This window comes from Gemmatimonas sp. (assembly GCF_031426495.1).
Classification (GTDB): Bacteria; Gemmatimonadota; Gemmatimonadetes; order Gemmatimonadales; family Gemmatimonadaceae; genus Gemmatimonas.
In genome coordinates, this window is the sequence record NZ_JANPLK010000003.1 from 1 (window position 1) to 18,484 (window position 18,484).

An 18,484-nucleotide genomic window follows, 5' to 3' on the forward strand; every position below is an offset into this window, starting at 1 on the left:
GCCTCGGCAAACGCCTTGATGACCGGCTCGCCCAGCGCCTCGTTCTCATCCATCTGCCGCGGATCGATCAGCCCCGACGCCACCATGTCGTTCAGCGCGACAATCAGCCGATGGACCGTGGCTGCTTCGTCGGGGCGCCGCGCGTCGAGCGTGGCGGGATAGGGGAAGAGCAGCGCTTCGGCGATCTCGCCTTGAAACAGCCCGCGAAGAAACGACGGCTTGGTGTGGGCGGCAGGTGGCGACGCGCTCATTGGCAGGCACTCCGGTGGAGCCGGGGGAAACGAACGACGGGGCGCTTCGTTGAGAAGCGCCCCGTCGTGCAAGTTACGTCCTGCGTCAGACGCGGGCGACTCCCTACGGCGTCGACGGCGTGATGGTCACGGTCACCGTGGTCGTCTTGCCCTCGGGTTGATTGTTGCTGTTTAGCGCACGCAGCGTGAAGGTTGTCGTGCCGGCGGTAAACGCCTGCACGGTGATGACCTGCGTCGCGGCGTTCACCGTTCCGGTGGCGACACCCGGATTGCTGTTCGACAGGTTCAGATTCCGATTGAACAAGGGGCTGCCGCTCGCATCCTGAAGCTGGAACGAGAACTGCTTGGTCGCCGTGTTCAGCGGCACGGTGTAGTTGCTCGCGACGATCGTGTCCACCGGAATCGGCTGAATCGTGACCTGCGCGGTGCCGGAACGCGTTTCACTGGTGGCCGTGATGGTGACCGTACCAGGCGCCGTGGTCGTCACCCGTCCCGTTGCCGAGACGGTCGCGCGCGTGGGGTCGCTGCTGGTCCAATCTACCAACCGATCGGTGACGACCGTACCCGTGGAGTCTTCGATCGTCGCGTTGAGCTGAACCGTTCCGCCCTGCACCACGCTTGGCGACAGCGGCGACAAGCGCACGGTCGCGACCGGGATGTTCGAGATCGAGAACGAGACCGTATCGACCGCCCCCTCAGCGTTCACGGCAATACGTGCGGCACCGAGCGCGACACCCGTCACGAGTCCGTTGGCCGAAACCGAGGCCGTCGCCGGCGTCACGCTCCGCCACGTAATCGTCCGGCCCGCCGGAATCGCGCCGCCGGCCGAGTCGAAGAGGGCGACGCTGAACTGGCGCGCCACGCCTCGACGCAACGTCGTGGGCTTCGGAGAAATCACTGCTGCCACAATGCGCGCGTCGACCGCTTCCACGGTCGCGCTGCACGAGGCCTGCGTGTTCTCGACCGGCGATGCCGTAATGCGGGCCGTGCCGGCCTTCCGCGCCGTCACGACTCCGGAGCCGGAAACCGTCGCGGCGATTTCGTTATCGCTGGTCCAGGCGATGTTGCGGCCCAGCGACGAAATCACGTTGTTCGCCGTGTCGCGCAGCGTGACCGCCTGCACCACACTCTGCGAGACCGTGAGCTTGGACGTGGTCGGTGCCAGCGAGCAGCTGCCGATCGGGATTTCCGTCACGGTGACCGAGGCGCTGCCGGTCGTTTGATCAGCTTCCGCCGTGATCACCACGGTGCCCGGCGTGAGCGCGGTGAGCAAGCCATTCTGATCGACCGAGACGATCGACGAATTGCTGCTGCCCCACCGGAAGGTTCTACCTGTGATGATCGTGTTCTGGTTGTTGCGCGCCGTAGCGGTCAACTGCCGCGTGTTGGTGCGTCGCAGCGTCAGCGTAGACGGCGTAATGGTGACGTTGGCCGCCGCTTCCGGCGTCACCGTGACCTGCACCGATGCACTCTTGCCGTCGGCGACCGCCGAGACCGTCGCTCCGCCAATGCCCACGGCGATCACGTTGCCTTCGGTCGTGACCGTGGCGACGGCCGTGTTGCTCGAAGAAAACGAGATCTTCTTGTTGCGGATCGAGTTGCCTTTGCAATCGAAGGCGGTGCCGACGATCGTCGACGCGCCGTTCACCGGCAGCGTCAGCGAAGCCGGTGCCACCGAGACCGTGCAGGCGTCGGCGGTGGTCTTGAGATCGAGACAACCCGCCAACCCCAACAGGGCAAGCGTGGTTGTCGTCGCGCGAAGCGTTGTGCTCAGCGATGCGCGGATGTTCGCAATGGGGGCAGAGACCCGCATGCAGGTCCGTCCTGTCAACAAAAGTGAATGAGCCATCCGGAAGGGTCTCCCGGACGGCGACGTCCAAATAGGACGCGCGGTCGTCGCCAGCCGTAACCGTCACAGCGCTGGCATGATCAGTCTGCTGTGGACAACCTGACCGATCGTTCACGGGACGGCAAGCGGCGTGCAGAGCTGTTGCAAGAGTGTGGCCGCGTCGGTGACCGGCATCGCACAGCGGAAGTTCCTACACACATGCGCCGTCGCGGTGCCCCCGATGGCCGCTCGGCCCTCCAGAAGCGCCGCTGAGGCCGTTTCGCCTCCCGTTGAGGCAAGGACCAGGGTCGGCAGGTACTGCTCTGCTACGGCGGCTGCCAGCGCCTGGATTCCTGCACTGTCCGGGTCGCCGATCAACGCCACCGCCACGGCACCATCGATCGCGAGCTGCGCCACCCCGAGCAGATATCCGAACGCATTCGGCCACTTGCTCATCGGCTCGGCCAGCGCCGCCATCGCCGTCAGGGGCTCTGAGCGGGCCGCCGAATTCCCGTCGAGCTCGCCAAATCGCAACATGACCTCGAGTGCCAGCGACGGCCCGGCCGGGGTCGCGTTGTCGTTCAACTCCCGGACGCGGGTGATCAGTACTTCGCCGTCGCTCGGCGTGTCGTACCACGCGACGGTCCCTTCGTCGAAGAAGTGCAGCCGCATGGCGTCGGCTACGCGGCGTGCGTGATGCAGCCACGCGGGGTCGAGCGTGAGTTCGTGGATCGACAGAAAGGCCAGCGCGACGGCGGCGTGATCCTCCAGAAACCCGGGTCCGATGCTCAGTCCGTGCGTCCCCGACAGCACCCGCGTGACGCGTCCGTCTGCGTTCACGAGCCGGTCGCGGAGCAGCGTGGCGTTCCGCACCGCCAGTGCCCGCACCGCCGGATCGTGCCACACACGTGCCGCGTCGGCCAAGGCGCGCGCCATGAGGGCGTTCCACCCGGCCAGCACTTTGTCGTCGAGTCCGGGTCGCACGCGCTGCTCTCGCACCGTCAGCAGGGCGCCTGAGGCCCGCTCGATCGTGGAGCGCAGCTGCGCTTCGGGAAGGCCTAGTCGCGCCGCCACCAATGCCGGCGCGACGGGCACATGCAAGATCGAGTGGCCCTCGAAGTTGCCGCCAGGTTGAACACGCCAATACGCCCGGGCGATCGCGGCGTCGTCACCGAGCACCGCGTCGAGTTCGTGGGCGGTCCACACGTAAAACTTGCCCTCCACGCCTTCGCTGTCGGCATCGAGTGACGAGGCGAACCCGCCGTTGGCGAGCGTCATCTCGCGGGCGAGCCAGCGTATCGTGGCCTCGGTAATGCGACGCACTTCCTCGTCGCGCGTGACCTGCCAGAGGTGCACGCCGAGCCGCACCAGCAGCGCATTGTCGTACAGCATTTTCTCGAAGTGCGGCACTAGCCACTCGGCGTCTGTGCTGTAGCGCGCGAAGCCGCCGCCGATCTGATCGAACAGCCCCCCGCGCCCCATTGCCACAAACGACCGATGCGCGATCTCGAGGGCCAGCGCGTCGCCGCTGCGTGCGTGCCACCGCAGGCAGAAGTCGAGCGCCATCGTCTGCGGAAATTTGGGCGCGCCGGTGAATCCGCCGAGGGGGCGATCGTAGCGCGTGGCGAGCTGGGCGAAGGCGCGCTCGAGCAGCGCCGCGTCAACGGTGCCGGATGGTCCGGCCGGGCGGCTGCTGTTTGCGTACAGCGCGCGCATGGCGTCGGTCGTGCGCGCGATCGCGTCGGGCTGATCGCGATACGCGTTGGCCACGGCCTGAATCACGCGGGTGAACGACGGCATGCCGTGACGGTCGTCCTTCGGGAAGTAAGTGCCGCCCCAGTAGGGCGCGCCATCGGGGGTGAGCACGACCGTCATCGGCCAGCCGCCCTGCCCGGTCAAGGCCTGAACCGCCTGCATGTAGATCGCGTCGACGTCGGGACGCTCTTCGCGATCCACTTTCACATTCACGAAGAGCGCATTCATCAGCGCGGCCGTGTCGGCATCCTCGAACGACTCGTGCGCCATCACGTGGCACCAGTGGCAGGCGGCGTAGCCCACGCTCAGCAGAATCGGCCGCTGCTCGGCCCGCGCCCGCTCGAACGCCTCGGTGCCCCACGGATACCAATCCACCGGATTCTCCGCGTGTTGTCGCAGATATGGCGACGACTCGGTAGCGAGACGATTGGGCATGTATGCAACTTACCCCGCGCCCATGACGATACCGGTTGACCTTGCCACCAAGCCCCCCGTCGCCCCTCCCGGCTCGTGGACGTCAGCCGCGAGCTGGATTCTCGTCGCAGCCGTGCTACGGGCGGGCCTGTCGGGACTGGTCCCGCTGCTGCCCGACGAGACGTACTACTGGGAGTGGTCCCGCCAACTGGAGGCGGGCTATTTCGACCATCCGCCCGGCATCGCGTTCCTGATCGCTGCGGGCACGCGCCTTTTCGGCCAGACGTCCATGGGCGTCCGCGCCGGGCCGGCGATCGCCGCGCTGCTGATGCACGTGGCCGCCGTCATGTGCGCGTGGCAGCTGGCCGGTCGCGGCACGGAAGGGCTGCGCGCGGCGACGCGGGCTGCCATGCTGGTGGCGCTCATTCCCATCGCGACGCTGGGGCTCGTACTGGCCACCCCCGACGCCGTGCTGTTTGCGAGTGCCATGTTCGCCCTGCTCGGCGTGGAGCGGGCACTGGCCTCTCCCCTCCGCTCCTGGCGTAGCCTCAGCTGGTGGACGGTCGCCGGCGTCGGCCTCGGCGCGGCGTTTGTGGCCAAGTACACCGCGGTACTGCTGCCGATGGGGTTGGTGATTGCGTGCGTGCTGCATCCCGCGTTGCGCAAGCGCTTCGCCGAGCCAGGCCCGTGGCTGGCGTCGATCATCGCGCTGGGGATGTTCGCGCCGGTGGTGGCCTGGAATGCGTTCAACAACTGGGTGTCGTTCCGCTTTCAATTGGGCCATGGGTTCAACCCGAGCGCGCGTGGCAACCCGCTCTCGCGTGAGCTCGAGATGTTGGGCGGACAGATCGGCCTCGCGTCGCCGATTCTATTCCTGCTGATGGCGGGTGCGGTGTGGTTTGCGATGCGCGACGGGTGGCGCATGCGCGGCGACTTGACGCCCACCGATCCGATGACGCGCCGTTTCGCCATGGCCGTGATCTCGGTGGCCCCGCTCGCGTTCTTTGCGATCAGCGCGTGGCGCCGGTCGGTGGAAGCGAACTGGCCCGCGATGATTTATCCCGGCGCGATGATGCTGCTGGCCACCAGCGACAAGCCGTGGTCGTACGGTCGATGGTGGCACCGAGGTCAGGCGTTTGCGGCGATTCTGCTCGCGATCGTGGCGTGGCAGGCGGCCACCCCGATCCTGCCGATCCCGCCGCGCAAGGATCCGATTGCCCGTGCGCACGGCTGGGAAACACTCGCGGCGGCCGTCGAGCACAGCCGGCAGAGCGCCTTCCTGAAGGGCACGGTCGATCGGTGGGTGGCCGCCGATCGCTACCAGGATGCTTCGGAGCTGGCTTTCCACCTCCCCGATCAGCCAACGGTCTTTGCGCTCAACCTCGGCGGCCGCACGAATCAGTACGACATCTGGGCGAGCGCGTACGACAAGATCCGCCCGGGCGACGGGCTCGTGGTCGCGTTCGACGCGGATGCCAAGGGCGATTCACTGGCGGGCGTCGTGGGCGCGTGGTTCGCGGCGTCACAGCGCGGTGTCACGGTGCCGCTGCGCCGCGGCGACGGCATCGTGACCGAGCGGCGTATCTGGTTATATCGCATTGCCCGCGATGTGCCGAGGCGGCCGTGAATGCCACGTTGACGATGCCGATGCTGCTCGCCGTCGCGCTGGGCGGTGCGACCGGCTCGGTCGCGCGCTACGTCATCGGCGTCCTGCTGCAGCCCGCGAACAGCGGGTTTCCGGTATCAACGCTGCTGATCAACGTGGGAGGCAGCTTCTGTATCGGCCTGCTTGCGCGCCTGTTCGATGCACCCGACCACAATCAAGTGTTGCGCGTGGCGCTCACGGTTGGCCTCTGCGGTGGCTTCACGACCTTCTCCACCTTCAGCGCCGAAACGGTCACACTGTTGCAGCAAGGCAAAGCCGGGCGCGCGGGTCTCTATATCGCGGTAAGTGTCGTCGCCGGCATCCTGGCTACGTTTGCCGGGCTCATGGTCGGCCGCGCCGCGCGGTAGCGGCTGCTGTTTGCCGCGTTTGGATACGAGCCGAAACCGCTTGCTCCCGTAGAATCCGCAATTCACGCAAACGCTGACCATCAATCATGTCCACTCCTACGATTCCCGCCGATCTCGCCGCTTGGTGCAGCGCCAACGATGCGCGCGCGCAGGACGAACTGTTTGCCTTCCTGCGCATTCCCAGCGTCAGTGCGCGCAGCGAACACAAAGCCGATTGCGCCGAGGCGGCACAGTTTGTGGCCGATGCGCTGACGCGGATCGGATTCACCGTGACCATCGAGCCCACGCCCGGACACCCCATCGTGGTCGGTGAGTGGCGCAACGCCGGCCCCGACGCGCCCACGTTGCTCGTGTATGGGCACTACGACGTGCAGCCTGCTGAGCCGCTCGAGTTGTGGACGTCGCCGGCGTTCGAGCCCACCGTGCGCGACGGCCGCATCTATGCGCGGGGCTCCGTCGACGACAAAGGGCAGTTGTACCTGCACATCAAGGCGCTCGAGGCGCATCTCGCCGTGCGCGGGACGCTGCCCGTCAACGTCATCGTGCTCGCCGAAGGAGAGGAAGAAGTCGGAAGCGAAAACCTCGAGCAATTCCTCGAGCGCGAGAAAGCACGGCTGGCCTGCGATGCCGTCGTGATCTCCGACTCCACCATGTTCGCGCCCGGTATTCCCAGCATCCTGTCCTCGCTGCGCGGCATGGCATATCTCGAGATCAACGTGCGGGGCGCCAACGGGGATCTGCACTCCGGCATGTACGGCGGAGCGGTGGTGAATCCGGCCATGGCGCTCGCGCGCATCCTGGCCACCATGCATGACGCCGACGGGCGCATCGCCATTCCCGGCTTCTACGACAGTGTGCGACCGTTCCCCGATGCCGTCCTGGCGCAGATGCGCGAGCTGCCGTTCAGCGACGAGCACCTCAGGCACGAAGTTGGCGTCACGGCACTCGGCGGCGAACCCGGATATACCACGCTCGAGCGGTTGTGGACACGCCCGACGTGCGAAGTGAACGGCATGCTGAGCGGCTACACCGGCGAAGGCGCCAAGACCGTGTTGCCTGCGGTCTCCATGGCGAAAGTGAGCTTCCGGCTGGTACCCGATCAGAGCCCCGATGTCATCGCCGCGCTCGTGCAAGCGCATGTGGAGCGCATGGCGCCGGCCGGTGTCACCGTGACCGTAGAGAACCTGCACGGCGGTCGGCCGTGGCGGGCCGATCTCAAGGGACCGATCATCGAGGCGGGAAAGCGCGCACTCGAAGCAGCCTTTGGGCGAGCGCCCGTGATCACCGGCGAAGGCGGGAGCATTCCGGTGGTCGGCGACTTCGAACGCATTCTTGGCGCACCCGTACTACTCATGGGCTTCGGTCTGCCCGGCGAGAACGCCCACGCGCCCGACGAGTGGATCAGTGTCGAGAACTACCTGGGCGGCATTCGCGCCGCCGCCACGCTACTCGACGAGTACCGGGCGGCGGCGCGTTGAACCAATGCAATCAGGGCATCACCGAGACTCAGAACGAGCCGAGGATGTCGTCCGAGCCATTGTCATCGTCGTCGAACGGAATCATCGCGGCGGCACTCATCGGGAAGACATCGTCTGACGTGTGCGCGCTCGAAGCGCGCGACTTCACCAGCCCTTTGGCCGCCGGTCGAGCCGATGACTTGGCCTTCGGAGCCGCCTTCGGGGCCGCCTTTGGGGCCGCCTTTGGCGCCGATCGCGGAGCCGCCGGCCGCGGTGACGAGAAGGCCGGCGAACCGTTCAACGCAGCCTGACGACGTGACGCCGATGTAACCGACTGACCGCCTTCGCTGCGATGGTCGCGCTCGCCCACGTCGAACTGCGACGCGAGTTCCTGCATCTCGGCGGCCTGCGCCGACAGCTCAGCCGCGGCACTGGCCGATTCCTCGGCGTTGGCCGCCGTACGCTGCGTGAGTCCCGCAATCTGATCCATCGACGATGTGACTTCGGCGAGCTCCTTCTGCTGCTCGGCCGCACCCTCGGCGATGTTGTTCATGATCGCCGAGGCCCGCTGCACACCGCTGCGGATCTCATGCAGACGACGCGTGACACTCTCATTCAGCTTCACGCCCGTCTCAGCCTTCTGTACCGACTCTTCGATCAGCGTCGCCGTATTCCGCGACGCTTCCGAGGCGCGGATGGCGAGGCTGCGCACTTCATCGGCCACCACCGCGAAGCCCTTGCCCGCGTCGCCGGCACGCGCCGCTTCCACGGCCGCGTTCAGCGCGAGGAGATTCGTCTGGAACGCGATCTCGTCGATCGTCTTCACGATCTTCGCCGTGGAGTCGGCAGACCGCTTGATCTCGGCCACCGCTTCCGCCAGCGCCGTCATCCGTTCCACGCCCTGCTCCGTATCCACATTCGCACGTTCCATGGCCGCCCGCGCTTCGTTGGCGTCGGCCACGTTCGCCTTCGTGCGGTCGTCCACCACCTTGATGCGGTTCGAGACTTGATCGATCGCGCCGGCCTGATCGGCCGCGCCACTCGCCAGTTCCTGGCTGCCTTCACCGATCTCACGGGCCGCCGAGTTCACTTGGCTGATCGCGGTGGTGAGCGACGCGAACACTTCCGCGATGTTTTCGAGCGCCGTGTTGAGTGAATCCTTGATCGCGGCATGCTCACCCACGTACTCGCCGGTCACGCGCGCCGAAAGGTCGCGGGCGGCGACTCGCGCCAGCACGTCCTTCGCTTCGCTGATTGGCTCGACCACCGAGTCCAGCATCTCGTTCGTGCCCGAGATCAGCTGCTGATACGCGCCACGGAACTGCTCCGGATTGCCGCGCTTGGCGAGATCGCCGTGCTTGGCCGCGTCGATCACGCTGTTGATCTCGCCGACGATGCCCTGCAGCGTCTCGGCGGCGCCATTGATGCTCTTCGAGAGCACGTCGTGCTCCGAGCGCACGTCGACCTTCGATGTCAGATCGCCGGCGGCCAAGCGATCCGCCGCCCGTGCCACGCCGCCGATGTAGTCCAGCATCTCGCGGAACGCGCCGGCGAGCGCGCCGATTTCGTCATTCGACGTGATGTCGATCTGCTGTTCCACCTTGCCGCGTGCAATCTCGTTGGCTGCCGTCGACAGCTTCTGCATCGCGCCGATGATGCTGCGTAGCGTGCCGACCGCCAGCAGTGCCAGCGCGACGAGCGCGATGATCAGCACCACGCTCGTCACCAGGCGTGTGGTCGATTGCAACGTGCGGGCCGTCCCGAACGCGGCGGCGATCGCCGCTTGCCGTTCGGTGGTCTGCTGCTGCAGGGACTTCGCGAGCGCGGCGTACTTGGTCTTCACGCCCTGCATGCCGCCCATCATGTCTTCCATTGAGCCGGAGATCATCCCCATACTCGTCGAGCGCGCTTGCGCCGCGTAGCTTTTGAACTCGGTGCTCAGGGCGAGGACGGAGTCCGAATTGACGCTCTTGTTGCGAGCGAGCGAGTCGGCCAGCATCGCGAACGTCTTGGCGATGCTATCGGCGCTGGCCACGGCGCCGGTGTCACTGGCACCAACGGCGTCGCGCAGCGCACGCTGATACACCTCGAGCTGCGACTGCATCTTCTGGCTGGTCTCGAACGCTGGAGATTCCTGCAGCTCGAGGCGCTCGAGTTGCGCCTGTGATCGGCTGCCAAGCACGAACGTGGTGCCCAGCGTCGTGAGAAAACCGACGGCGGCAACGACGGGGAGGGCGAGGATCTTGGCCCGGAGTGACAGAGTTCGAAACATTTGAGGAATTGCGAGGAGCTACACGGTGGGCTGCCGGCTCGGACTTCGTCGCCCGGGCACGTCTCGTGTAGAGGTATCGGAGTTTCCCCCACGGCACTTGAACACTCGATTCGAATCGTCACACTCCCGGCACAACTGTCACGCCATTCGCGCAAACGGGGCCGAGCGGTAGGCGACTCGTCCCCATCGCCGGTGTGACACGCACTGGCACCGGCCGAACGCACTGCGGGGCGACGAATGCTCCCGTCGCCCCGCGGTGTCCGAACCACTGCCGTCGCTCAGAGTCCGTCGAGCAGTGAGTCGTTGTTCGTGGTGGCGGCGATACGCTTGATAAGCCACTCCATCCCCGCCTGCGGCGGGAGCTGATGCAGACCGCGACGCAGCAGGTGCACCTTCTCGAGCTGATCGGGGCGATAGAGCTTCTCTTCACGGCGGGTGCCGCTGGTGCCGATATCGAACGCCGGGAAAATGCGACGGTCGGCGAGCGAGCGATCGAGCTTGATCTCGCAGTTGCCGGTACCCTTGAACTCCTCGAAGATCACGTCGTCCATGCGCGAGCCGGTTTCGACCAGCGCCGTGGAGATGATCGTGAGCGAGCCACCGCCGTGCTGTGGCGCGATCATACGGGCCGATCCGAAGAATGCCTTCGGCTTCTGCATCGCGTTGCTGTCGAGTCCACCGGACATCGTGCGGCCGGTGCCACGCTCCACCGTGTTGTAGGCGCGAGCGAGACGGGTGATCGAGTCGAGCACGATCACGACATCCTTGCCCTGTTCCACCATGCGGCGCGCGCGCTCGAGCGTCATCTCGGCCACTTCCACGTGCCGCTTGGGCGGCATGTCGAAGCTGGATGCCACGACTTCGCCGTAGCCCCAGGTGATCATCTCACTCACTTCTTCCGGACGCTCGTCGACGAGGAGCACGAGCAGCGCCGACTCGGGATGGTTGATCGCCACGCCTTCCACGATCGCCTGCAGCAGCGTGGTCTTACCGGCACGGGCCGGTGCCACGATGAGCGCGCGCTGTCCGTAGCCGATCGGTGCAATCAAGTCGATCGCGCGACGCGTGAGTTCGGGGCCGGTCTTGGCCGGGCGACCCGTTTCCAGCGTTAGCTTCCGGTCGGGATAGCTGGCCGTGAGCGTGTTGAAATCGGAGCGCTTCTCGAGCACGACGGGCGAGCCGTCGTTGAGCTGCTGTACTTCGATGATGGCCTGACGACCGCGTGGATCGCGACCGAACGTGGCATCGAGCTTGTCGCCACGACGAAGCTGATGCAGGCGCACCAACGCCGGCGGAACGAATGGATCGGTGGGGTCGGGCAGGTAGCTGTTGATCGCGCGACGCAGAAAGCCGCCATCGCGCGAGGCATCGAACCAGCCGGACATCGTGCCTTCCACCACCGTGGGCGTGGACGGCACCGACGGCGCACGTTCCACGCCGCCGTCAACGCCCTGCGGCGGACGACCTTCACCGGCGGCCCCTCCGCGACGGAAGCGGTTACGGCCGCGTCGTCCATTGCGACGGAAGGCGGCATCTCCGCCACGATCCGGGCTGTTGCGGTCGCCACCGCGATCAGGTCCGCGATCAGGTCCACGATCAGATCCGCGATCAGGTCGGTCTGGCGGGGCGGCCTGACCACCAGCCGGAGCGCCGCCGACGACGTCGGGGCGTTCGCCGCGCGGTCCGCGATCGCCGCGCTCATGGCGATGACGGCCACGGTCACGCTGACGGCCTCCGCGGTCGGGGCGATCCGGTCGTTCGGGGCGGTCGCCGAATGGGCGGTCGGGGCGCGACTCGGGGCGTTCGGCGCTGCTGGCGCTACTGGCGCCGCTGGCGCTACTGGCGGGCGGGTTGGCGGGGCGATCGAAGGCGCGATCATATCGATCGGCGCTGTCCAGACGAGGCCGCTCGGCCGCTGGATCGAAAAAGGAGGGCGGAGCCAGGGACTCCGGTCGAGGCGCGGATCGCGGCTCCGGGCGGAGCTCTACGCGGGGTTCGCTGCGGGGTTCGCGCGGCTCCGGGCGCGATTCGGCGCGAGGGGCGGGCGGAGTCGGCGGAGCGTCCCGCTCGACGCTGGCCGGCGCGTCGCCGGCGGCTTCGGCCGCGGGGCGACGCGGTGGCCGACCACGGCGCGGTCGAGGCGCTTCCTCGGGCGCGCCGGCCGTCGGCGGCGGTGGCGCGGCATCCCTCGGCGCGGGCGCCGACGGTGCATCGAGATACGGATTGTCGTCCCCACCGGAATCGGGGGACGGCGCGGCACTGGTGCGGCTGCGGCGAATGGGGCGTTTGCGTTCGGTCATTCGAAAACTGCGAGTGGTACAGTGGGCTCCGTTCCGATCTGGAAGGGAGCGCGACGCCGCCGCAGGCATGAAGACATGCGATGCAACGGGCCGAATGTTCGATGCCCATGTCGGGCTCGAGATGCGCGGAGAGCGCGGATATTGCGGGTCGCTTTGGACGGGAAGAGTCGTGCCGTCGCACTTGCCGGAAAAGTCGTACTTGCCTTCCGGTACCGCGGGGTCTGGGACCCGGGAGCAGCCAGCCGATGTCGGTGGGCTCGTCACACACACTTCGAAAAGCAGCGCGTGACATCAGGAGTATTACGATCCTTCCCCAATCGCGCAACCCATTAATCGTGGCTGTGACCTGACCAGATCACCGGACCTGTCTACTTTTCCACCATGATCGCACCTCCTCTCGACCTCCCGGCCGCCCTCGCTGATGCAGTGGGCGCCTACGAAGCTTCCGGAAACGTCGGCGCTCTGATGGAGCGCCTGCACACGCTCCGCGCCACGGTCACGCCAGATGCCCTCGTCGCCGCTGCCGAACCGTGGCTCCATATGCCCGAAGTGGCCGGCCCGCTGTATGAGCGTGTGGTCGACGAGCAGCCTACCAACGCCCGCGCCCTCGTCATCCTGGCCAACGCCTACTGGCTCTCCGGTCGCGGACCCGAGGTCGTGGGCGAGCTGGCCAACCGGGCGCTGGCGTCCGATCCCCAGAATCGCGGCGCGTGGCACATGTGGGCGCTGACCGAATCCAATCAGCGCGATCGTACGATTCGCTGGCTTCAGGTGACGCAACGCTTCCCCGAAGACCAGCTGGCCAAGGCCGCGCTGGCCGACAACGCAAGTTCGCTGGCCGCCGCCGAGCACGACAAGGAAGCGCTGGCCCTTGCCATTGCTGCCTACGAAGAGCTGTGGGCCAATTCGCCCACCGAGCAGCAGCGCGCCGCGCTGGAAACCGCACTCACCACCCTTCGCAACTATTCGCTGTGACCGACGCGCCGACGCCCAACACCCCGCCGCACGACCACGTCGAAAGTGACGCGCTGGCCGAGTTCCGCCTGTTCCGCGAGCGCATGAACACGCGTATCCTCGGCGAAAACAATCTCGTCATCAACCGCTTCTTCAATCTCGACGGTCGCGCCTACGAAGGCGGAACATTGAGCGTGAAGACGAAGGAGCTCCTGGGCCTCGTCGCGTCGCTGGTGCTGCGCTGCGACGACTGCATCACCTACCACATTGTACGCTGCGCCGAAGAGGGCGTCAGTCGCGACGAAGTGTTCGAAACCATGAGCATCGGCCTCATCGTCGGTGGCAGCATTGTGATTCCGCATCTGCGCCGCGCCGTCGATCGCTGGGATGAAGCCGAGAAGATGCGCGGCTGACCAGGGGCCACCGCGCTACGGCTTGGCGATCGTCTTCGGATTGCCATCGGACACGTAGCGCGCCCACTTGCCGGGCTTGTCCATCTGATCGAGCGTGGCCGAGAGTTTGGTGCCGCCCTGCAGCGGCACCCGGGGCAATGATTTCGGGTTGAACTCCGGATCGAACGGACTGCGCGCCGGACCACCGGCCACTTCGAACACGGCCTCGTGGCGGTAGCGTACGTCGCGTTTGCTCTTTTTGTCGTACCAAGAACCGTTGAACGCAAGCGCGCGGTTCTTCGGCCACAAGCCGTAGGGCAGGGCAAACCCGCGCACCTTGTAGCCGGGCACGGCGGAGTCGATCGCCATCGCGCCACGCGCCAGCTGTTCCTGCACGACGGCATCGGAGTACTTGCTGAGCTTCGCGTGCCACAGCGTGTGGTTGCACAGCTCGAAGCCCTGTTGCGCCAGGAACTGCACCTTCTTCAAGCGCCACTCCGTCTTCTGCCCGTCGATGCCCTTGTCGCCGAAGAAGGCATGACCGGCTTCGGCCGCCGGCAGCATGCAGAAGAGTCCCTTGGCCTTCCAGTCGGGGTGCGTCTTGATGAAGTCGAGCAACATGCCAACGGCGCTCGTGGGATCCACCACCAGCGCGCCGTTGCGCTCGATGTACCGGAACTGGCTCGGTGACGCATCGTCGAAGGTAAACAGTACCGGTGTCTTGCCGGCCGGGACGTCCATCGTCTTGTCGAGCATTTCCGAGAGATTCACGGGCACGTAGCCGCGCGTATGCAGCTCGGCCAGCTCGGCGCGGAACCGTTCGCGCGACACCTTGTACGTTCCGTCGGCGGCGACGACCTGATGCCACTCCACAATCGGCATACGTCCGAGCTCGTTCGGTACGCGCGGACCGGTTGGCGCTGTGCTCGCTTTCACGGGCTGCGCTTTCTTCGGAGCAGCAGGCTGAACCTTGGCACTTTCCGGGCGCTCAGGCCGTAGGATTGCACGAGAGTGCGCGCGCGCCATGGCCGGAAGCAGGGCGGAAGCAACCAAGACAGCTGTTCCGGCTGTCTTTATGAAGATCGACACGCGCGGCGTGGTGCGGACGGTGCAGTAGCGGATAAGAAGTTCCTGACGTGCCATGATCGCAGAGGAGTGTGATGGAGGCTGAAGCTAACAACACGCCGGCGTCGGCCGCGACACCAGCCGCAACACCGGCCGTGTCGTGGCGCACACGGCTGTTCAAGCCCTTGCTCTATGCCGGGGCGCTTGCCGTTGCCGGTGCACTCACCACGGCTTCGTGGTGGTGGTCGTGTGGCTGGCAAGGCTGCCCCACACCAGCGCAGCTGCGCGCCTGGAAGCCCACCGAGGGCGGTGCACTGCTGGCGCGCGACAGCGCGTTCGTGAGTGCGCTCTCACCCGTGAATCGCACCAACGTTCCGCTCAGCCGCGTCCCGGCGCAGGTACAGGCGGCCTTCATCGCCGTCGAAGATCGGCGCTTTCACGCCCATCACGGGGTCGACTGGTACGGGGTCGGTCGCGCCACCGTCGCCAACATCACGGCCGGCAGCGTGCGCGAAGGGGCCAGTACGATCACAATGCAGCTCGCCCGCAACGTCTTCCTCGGCAACCGGGCCACCGAGCGGACATTCGGCCGCAAGCTGCTCGAGTGGCGCTACGCCACGCTGCTCGAAGCGTCGCTCTCCAAGCAGGACATTCTCGAGCGCTACCTCAACGCCATCTATCTTGGCAACGGCGTGTACGGCGTCGAGGGGGCAAGCCGCGATCTGTTCGGCAAGTCGGTCAAGGACATCTCGCTGACCGAAGCGGCGATGCTGGCCGGTCTGCCCAAGGCGCCCTCGTCGTATTCGCCGCGCCGCGACAAGTCGCGCGCGCTAGCGCGTCGCGCCGTGGTGTTCGATGTGCTGCTGCGCGAAGGCGTGGCCGACAGCGCCACGATTCAGGCCGTGCGGAACAAGCCGCTCAAACTGGCACGCGCGGAGTGGGTACCGGCCCGCGCGGTCGATTCATGGGCCGTCGAAGCCGTGCGCGTCACGCTCGATTCGCTGCGCAAGGCCGGTGTGATCCCCAAGGCGCTCAACGACGCGCAACTGCGCGTGTGGAGCACGATCGATCGACGCGCGCAGATCGCCGGCGAGCGCGTGATCGCCGCGGGTGCGTGGCAGATCGATCAGGAGCGCGCCTACGGCGGCTTTTCCGCGCGTGGCGTCGGCTCGCGTACACAAGGCGCCTTAGTGGCCCTCGACCCCACTACCGGCGCTGTGCGCGCGGTGGTCGGTGGCCGTCGCATCGAGCGGAAAGGCTTCAATCGGGCTCTGCGTGCCAAGCGGCAGCCTGGCAGCACGTTCAAGCCGTTCGTGTACGCCGAAGCATTGCGTCAAGGCTTCACCGCCGCCTCCATGCTCGAAGACGAACCGGTCGAGATCGACATCGGTCGTACCATGTGGACGCCGGCGAACTACGGCGATGAGTACGCAGGACATATCACCATGCGCGATGCGCTGGCCCGTTCCGCCAACGCGGCCACCGTGCGCCTCAGCAGCAAGCTGAGTGTGCAGCGCATCGCCGATCTCGCGCACGCGCAGGGTATCGTGAGTGAGCTGCCCATTGTGCCGGCGCTCGCGCTTGGCGCTGGTGCGGTCACGCCGCTCGAGCTCACGGCCGCCTACGCGCCATTCGGCAACGGCGGTACGCGCGTGAATCCATATCTCGTGGAACGCGTCGAAGATCAATTCGGGCGCGTGATCTGGAGTCATCCGCGCACGGCGGGCGCCAAGGTACTCGAAGCAACCGACGCATTTCTCATCACCTCACTGTTGCAGGGCGTCGTCGATCGTGGCACCGGTCGTCCGGTGCGTGACGCCGGTATTCGTGGTCCGGTGGCGGGCAAGACCGGCACCACCAACGACGGCACCGATGTCTGGTTCGTGGGCTACACGCCCACCCTCGTGGCGAGCGTGTGGTTCGGAGCCGACGACCCGCAGCCCCTGGGTTGGAACGCATCGGGCGGTCGTCTGGCCGCGCCGGTGTGGGCGCGCTTTCTCCGTGACGGATGGCACAGCCCGGAAGACGACAGCACGTGGGTGCCGCCGGCCGGCATCGAGACGAAACAGATCGACATCGGCACCGGCAAGCTGGCCAGCGATTGGTGCGGCCCGTCGCGTCGCGAGTTCTTCGTGCGCGGCAGCGCGCCAAAGGGATCGTGTGAAGAGGATCCGTATCTGGCCATGCGTGATGCCGAGCCGCCTGACTGGCACGACAGCATTGGCGCCGCGCCGGGGGAGATCGATCCGGCGCAGATCGCCGAGGCGGTAAGCGGCGTGCTCGAAGCGGTGGGCGGAAACGCCAAAGCGCGCGCGGCCGCCGATCGCATTATGGTGGAGCTGCGCAAAGTGCAGCGTGATGCCGCGCGCGAGGCGCGACGGGAAGCGGAGCGGGTGCGGCGTGAGATGCAGGCCATGCCACAACCGCCAGTGCCGCCGCGCCCGCCCCGCGGGCGCGACTGAACACGCGGGTTACAGAATGCCCAGCCACTCCTTCTCGAAGCCACTGTAACCCGGGAAGATTTTCGGCAGTTGCGCCGCGCCGAGATGCTTTGACGCGATCTCGCTGAACACCGCCCGGAAGTCCGTGGTGAGGGCGAGGTCGCGTCCTTCGTAGAGTTGCTCCGGCGCCAAGCCGGGCCATCGGCCATGCACCTTCTTGGCCGACCGCAATGATCCGCCGATCGCGAACATCGCTCCCGCATGTCCGTGGTCGGTGCCGCCGGTGCCGTTCTGTCGCACCGTGCGACCGAACTCTGAGCAGGTGAGAATCACCACGTCATCCATGCGGTCGCCGAGGTCGGCGACCAGCGCGGCGATACTCTGGGAGAAGTCGCCCAAACGCCCGGCCAGCTGTCCCTGAGCACCACCCTGATTCACGTGCGTGTCCCAACCGCCCACGTCGGCGAAGGCGACTTCGAGCCCCACCCCCGACTTGATCAGCTGCGCGATCTGCAAGAGCCGTTGCCCGAACTGTGAGCGCGGATACTCCACGCCCGCCGTCGGACGATACTGCTGCGGATTGGCGGCGCGCAGCACCTTGAGGGCCTCGAACATGTCGCTGCCGCTGCCGTGCACGAGGTCTGACGACCCCGTGCGATACAGCGCTTCGATGCGACGCTGGGCTTCACCACCGTTCGTACGGATCGAGAATTCGTCGATGGAGTTCATTGCGACGACCGGGCTCGCGCCTTCCAGAATGCGCGGCGTCTGCGCCGTCATCGCGACCGCGCGGAACGGCGCGGCGGCGGAGCCGGGTGTGCACGACGACGCCTCACACGTGCCTTGCACCGCGAGATAACGATTGAGCCAACCGTCGGTCGTGCCCTTACGATCGGGCGTGCCGGTTTCCATGTAGTCCTGCGCGTCGAAGTGCGAACGCGTGGCACTCGGACTGCCCACGGCATGAATCGGCGACAGCATCCCGCGATCCCACAACGGCTTGAACGACGCCAGCGACGGATGTAGTCCGTAGAATCCATCGAGATCGATCGCCCCCGCCGTATTCGCTGAACCGCCTACGCGGGCGGGCGTCGCGATCGCGAGCTGCGGGCGCGCCGCGTAGTAGTTCTTGTCGCCGAACGGCACGAGCACGTTGAGTGCATCGGCTGCGCCGCGCTGAAAGAGCACGATCAGCGTCTTGCCGCGCACCGCGCGCGGCAGTTCCATCGCGAGTGCGGTGCGCTTCAGAAAACTGGGCGAGAGCCCCAGCGTCACCAGCGACAGCGCACCACCCTTGAGAAACACCCGGCGATTCACGGAACTGTTGAAGGCAGACATGCTC

At 66.6% G+C, this 18,484-nt stretch carries 12 protein-coding genes and 1 pseudogene; 6 read left to right on the plus strand and 7 right to left on the minus strand.

The features are described 5' to 3' along the window. From RMP10_RS01770 to RMP10_RS01780, 3 genes and pseudogenes are all read right to left on the minus strand, one after another. A pseudogene (locus RMP10_RS01770) lies at positions 1 to 251 on the minus strand (hypothetical protein); the annotation flags it as partial. 103 nt (positions 252 to 354) lie between these two features. Beyond that, entirely contained in the window at positions 355 to 2,064 is a 1,710-nt protein-coding gene (locus RMP10_RS01775) for an Ig-like domain-containing protein (RefSeq protein ID WP_310568771.1), read from the minus strand. A gap of 147 nt (positions 2,065 to 2,211) precedes the next feature. Continuing rightward, positions 2,212 to 4,269 carry a thioredoxin domain-containing protein gene (locus tag RMP10_RS01780; RefSeq protein ID WP_310568772.1) on the minus strand — a complete coding sequence of 686 codons (2,058 nt, stop codon included), beginning with the start codon at positions 4,267 to 4,269 and terminating at the stop codon, positions 2,212 to 2,214. Positions 4,270 to 4,291: 22 nt separating this feature from the next. Here RMP10_RS01780 and RMP10_RS01785 point away from each other — a divergent pair, with 22 nt between their 5' ends. The 3 genes from RMP10_RS01785 (at position 4,292) to RMP10_RS01795 (ending at position 7,739) form a co-directional block, all read left to right on the plus strand. Continuing rightward, positions 4,292 to 5,875, plus strand: coding sequence for a glycosyltransferase family 39 protein (locus RMP10_RS01785; protein WP_310568773.1), 1,584 nt, complete (start codon positions 4,292 to 4,294; stop codon positions 5,873 to 5,875). Next, positions 5,872 to 6,261: a fluoride efflux transporter CrcB gene (gene crcB / locus RMP10_RS01790; protein ID WP_310568774.1), complete on the plus strand. Its 390-nt coding sequence runs from the start codon at positions 5,872 to 5,874 to the stop codon at positions 6,259 to 6,261. Before RMP10_RS01785 ends, crcB begins: the two co-directional genes overlap by 4 nt. Before the next feature lie 86 nt (positions 6,262 to 6,347). Continuing rightward, on the plus strand, positions 6,348 to 7,739 hold the full coding sequence (locus tag RMP10_RS01795; protein ID WP_310568775.1) for a dipeptidase: 1,392 nt from the start codon (positions 6,348 to 6,350) through the stop codon (positions 7,737 to 7,739). A gap of 28 nt (positions 7,740 to 7,767) precedes the next feature. On the opposite strand, the gene RMP10_RS01800 is transcribed toward RMP10_RS01795, so the two are convergent. Beyond that, the gene (locus RMP10_RS01800; RefSeq protein WP_310568776.1) at positions 7,768 to 9,990 is read right to left on the minus strand and encodes a methyl-accepting chemotaxis protein; all 2,223 of its coding nucleotides are present in this window, start codon (positions 9,988 to 9,990) and stop codon (positions 7,768 to 7,770) included. A 278-nt stretch (positions 9,991 to 10,268) separates the two neighbouring features. Continuing rightward, complete coding sequence (gene rho / locus RMP10_RS01805; protein WP_310568777.1) at positions 10,269 to 12,290, minus strand: transcription termination factor Rho; 2,022 nt, start codon at positions 12,288 to 12,290, stop codon at positions 10,269 to 10,271. Positions 12,291 to 12,671: 381 nt separating this feature from the next. On the opposite strand from rho, the gene RMP10_RS01810 reads away from it, so the two are divergent. After that, positions 12,672 to 13,265 carry a hypothetical protein gene (locus RMP10_RS01810; RefSeq protein ID WP_310568778.1) on the plus strand — a complete coding sequence of 198 codons (594 nt, stop codon included), beginning with the start codon at positions 12,672 to 12,674 and terminating at the stop codon, positions 13,263 to 13,265. 83 nt (positions 13,266 to 13,348) lie between these two features. Then, a complete protein-coding gene (locus tag RMP10_RS01815) occupies positions 13,349 to 13,657 on the plus strand; it encodes a carboxymuconolactone decarboxylase family protein (protein WP_171227658.1) in 309 nt (102 codons plus the stop codon). A gap of 15 nt (positions 13,658 to 13,672) precedes the next feature. Here RMP10_RS01815 and RMP10_RS01820 read toward each other — a convergent pair whose 3' ends face one another. Next, entirely contained in the window at positions 13,673 to 14,518 is an 846-nt protein-coding gene (locus RMP10_RS01820; protein ID WP_309672428.1) for a polysaccharide deacetylase family protein, read from the minus strand. A gap of 278 nt (positions 14,519 to 14,796) precedes the next feature. On the opposite strand from RMP10_RS01820, the gene RMP10_RS01825 reads away from it, so the two are divergent. Further along, positions 14,797 to 17,163: a PBP1A family penicillin-binding protein gene (locus RMP10_RS01825; RefSeq protein ID WP_310568779.1), complete on the plus strand. Its 2,367-nt coding sequence runs from the start codon at positions 14,797 to 14,799 to the stop codon at positions 17,161 to 17,163. Between the two features lie 9 nt (positions 17,164 to 17,172). Here RMP10_RS01825 and RMP10_RS01830 read toward each other — a convergent pair whose 3' ends face one another. Then, positions 17,173 to 18,480: a DUF1501 domain-containing protein gene (locus RMP10_RS01830; RefSeq protein WP_310568780.1), complete on the minus strand. Its 1,308-nt coding sequence runs from the start codon at positions 18,478 to 18,480 to the stop codon at positions 17,173 to 17,175. Positions 18,481 to 18,484 lie beyond the last annotated feature (4 nt).

Bases quoted from the DNA above. Each gene is read 5' to 3' on its own strand.
- RMP10_RS01785 (WP_310568773.1), top strand. From the start codon at position 4,292: ATGACGATACCGGTTGACCTTGCCACCAAGCCCCCCGTCGCCCCTCCC.
- RMP10_RS01795 (WP_310568775.1), top strand. From the start codon at position 6,348: ATGTCCACTCCTACGATTCCCGCCGATCTCGCCGCTTGGTGCAGCGCC.
- RMP10_RS01830 (WP_310568780.1), bottom strand. From the start codon at position 18,480: ATGTCTGCCTTCAACAGTTCCGTGAATCGCCGGGTGTTTCTCAAGGGT.
- RMP10_RS01780 (WP_310568772.1), bottom strand. From the start codon at position 4,269: ATGCCCAATCGTCTCGCTACCGAGTCGTCGCCATATCTGCGACAACAC.
- RMP10_RS01800 (WP_310568776.1), bottom strand. From the start codon at position 9,990: ATGTTTCGAACTCTGTCACTCCGGGCCAAGATCCTCGCCCTCCCCGTC.
- RMP10_RS01825 (WP_310568779.1), top strand. From the start codon at position 14,797: ATGGAGGCTGAAGCTAACAACACGCCGGCGTCGGCCGCGACACCAGCC.
- RMP10_RS01820 (WP_309672428.1), bottom strand. From the start codon at position 14,518: ATGCCGATTGTGGAGTGGCATCAGGTCGTCGCCGCCGACGGAACGTAC.
- RMP10_RS01815 (WP_171227658.1), top strand. From the start codon at position 13,349: ATGAACACGCGTATCCTCGGCGAAAACAATCTCGTCATCAACCGCTTC.
- RMP10_RS01810 (WP_310568778.1), top strand. From the start codon at position 12,672: ATGATCGCACCTCCTCTCGACCTCCCGGCCGCCCTCGCTGATGCAGTG.
- RMP10_RS01775 (WP_310568771.1), bottom strand. From the start codon at position 2,064: ATGCGGGTCTCTGCCCCCATTGCGAACATCCGCGCATCGCTGAGCACA.
- rho (WP_310568777.1), bottom strand. From the start codon at position 12,290: ATGACCGAACGCAAACGCCCCATTCGCCGCAGCCGCACCAGTGCCGCG.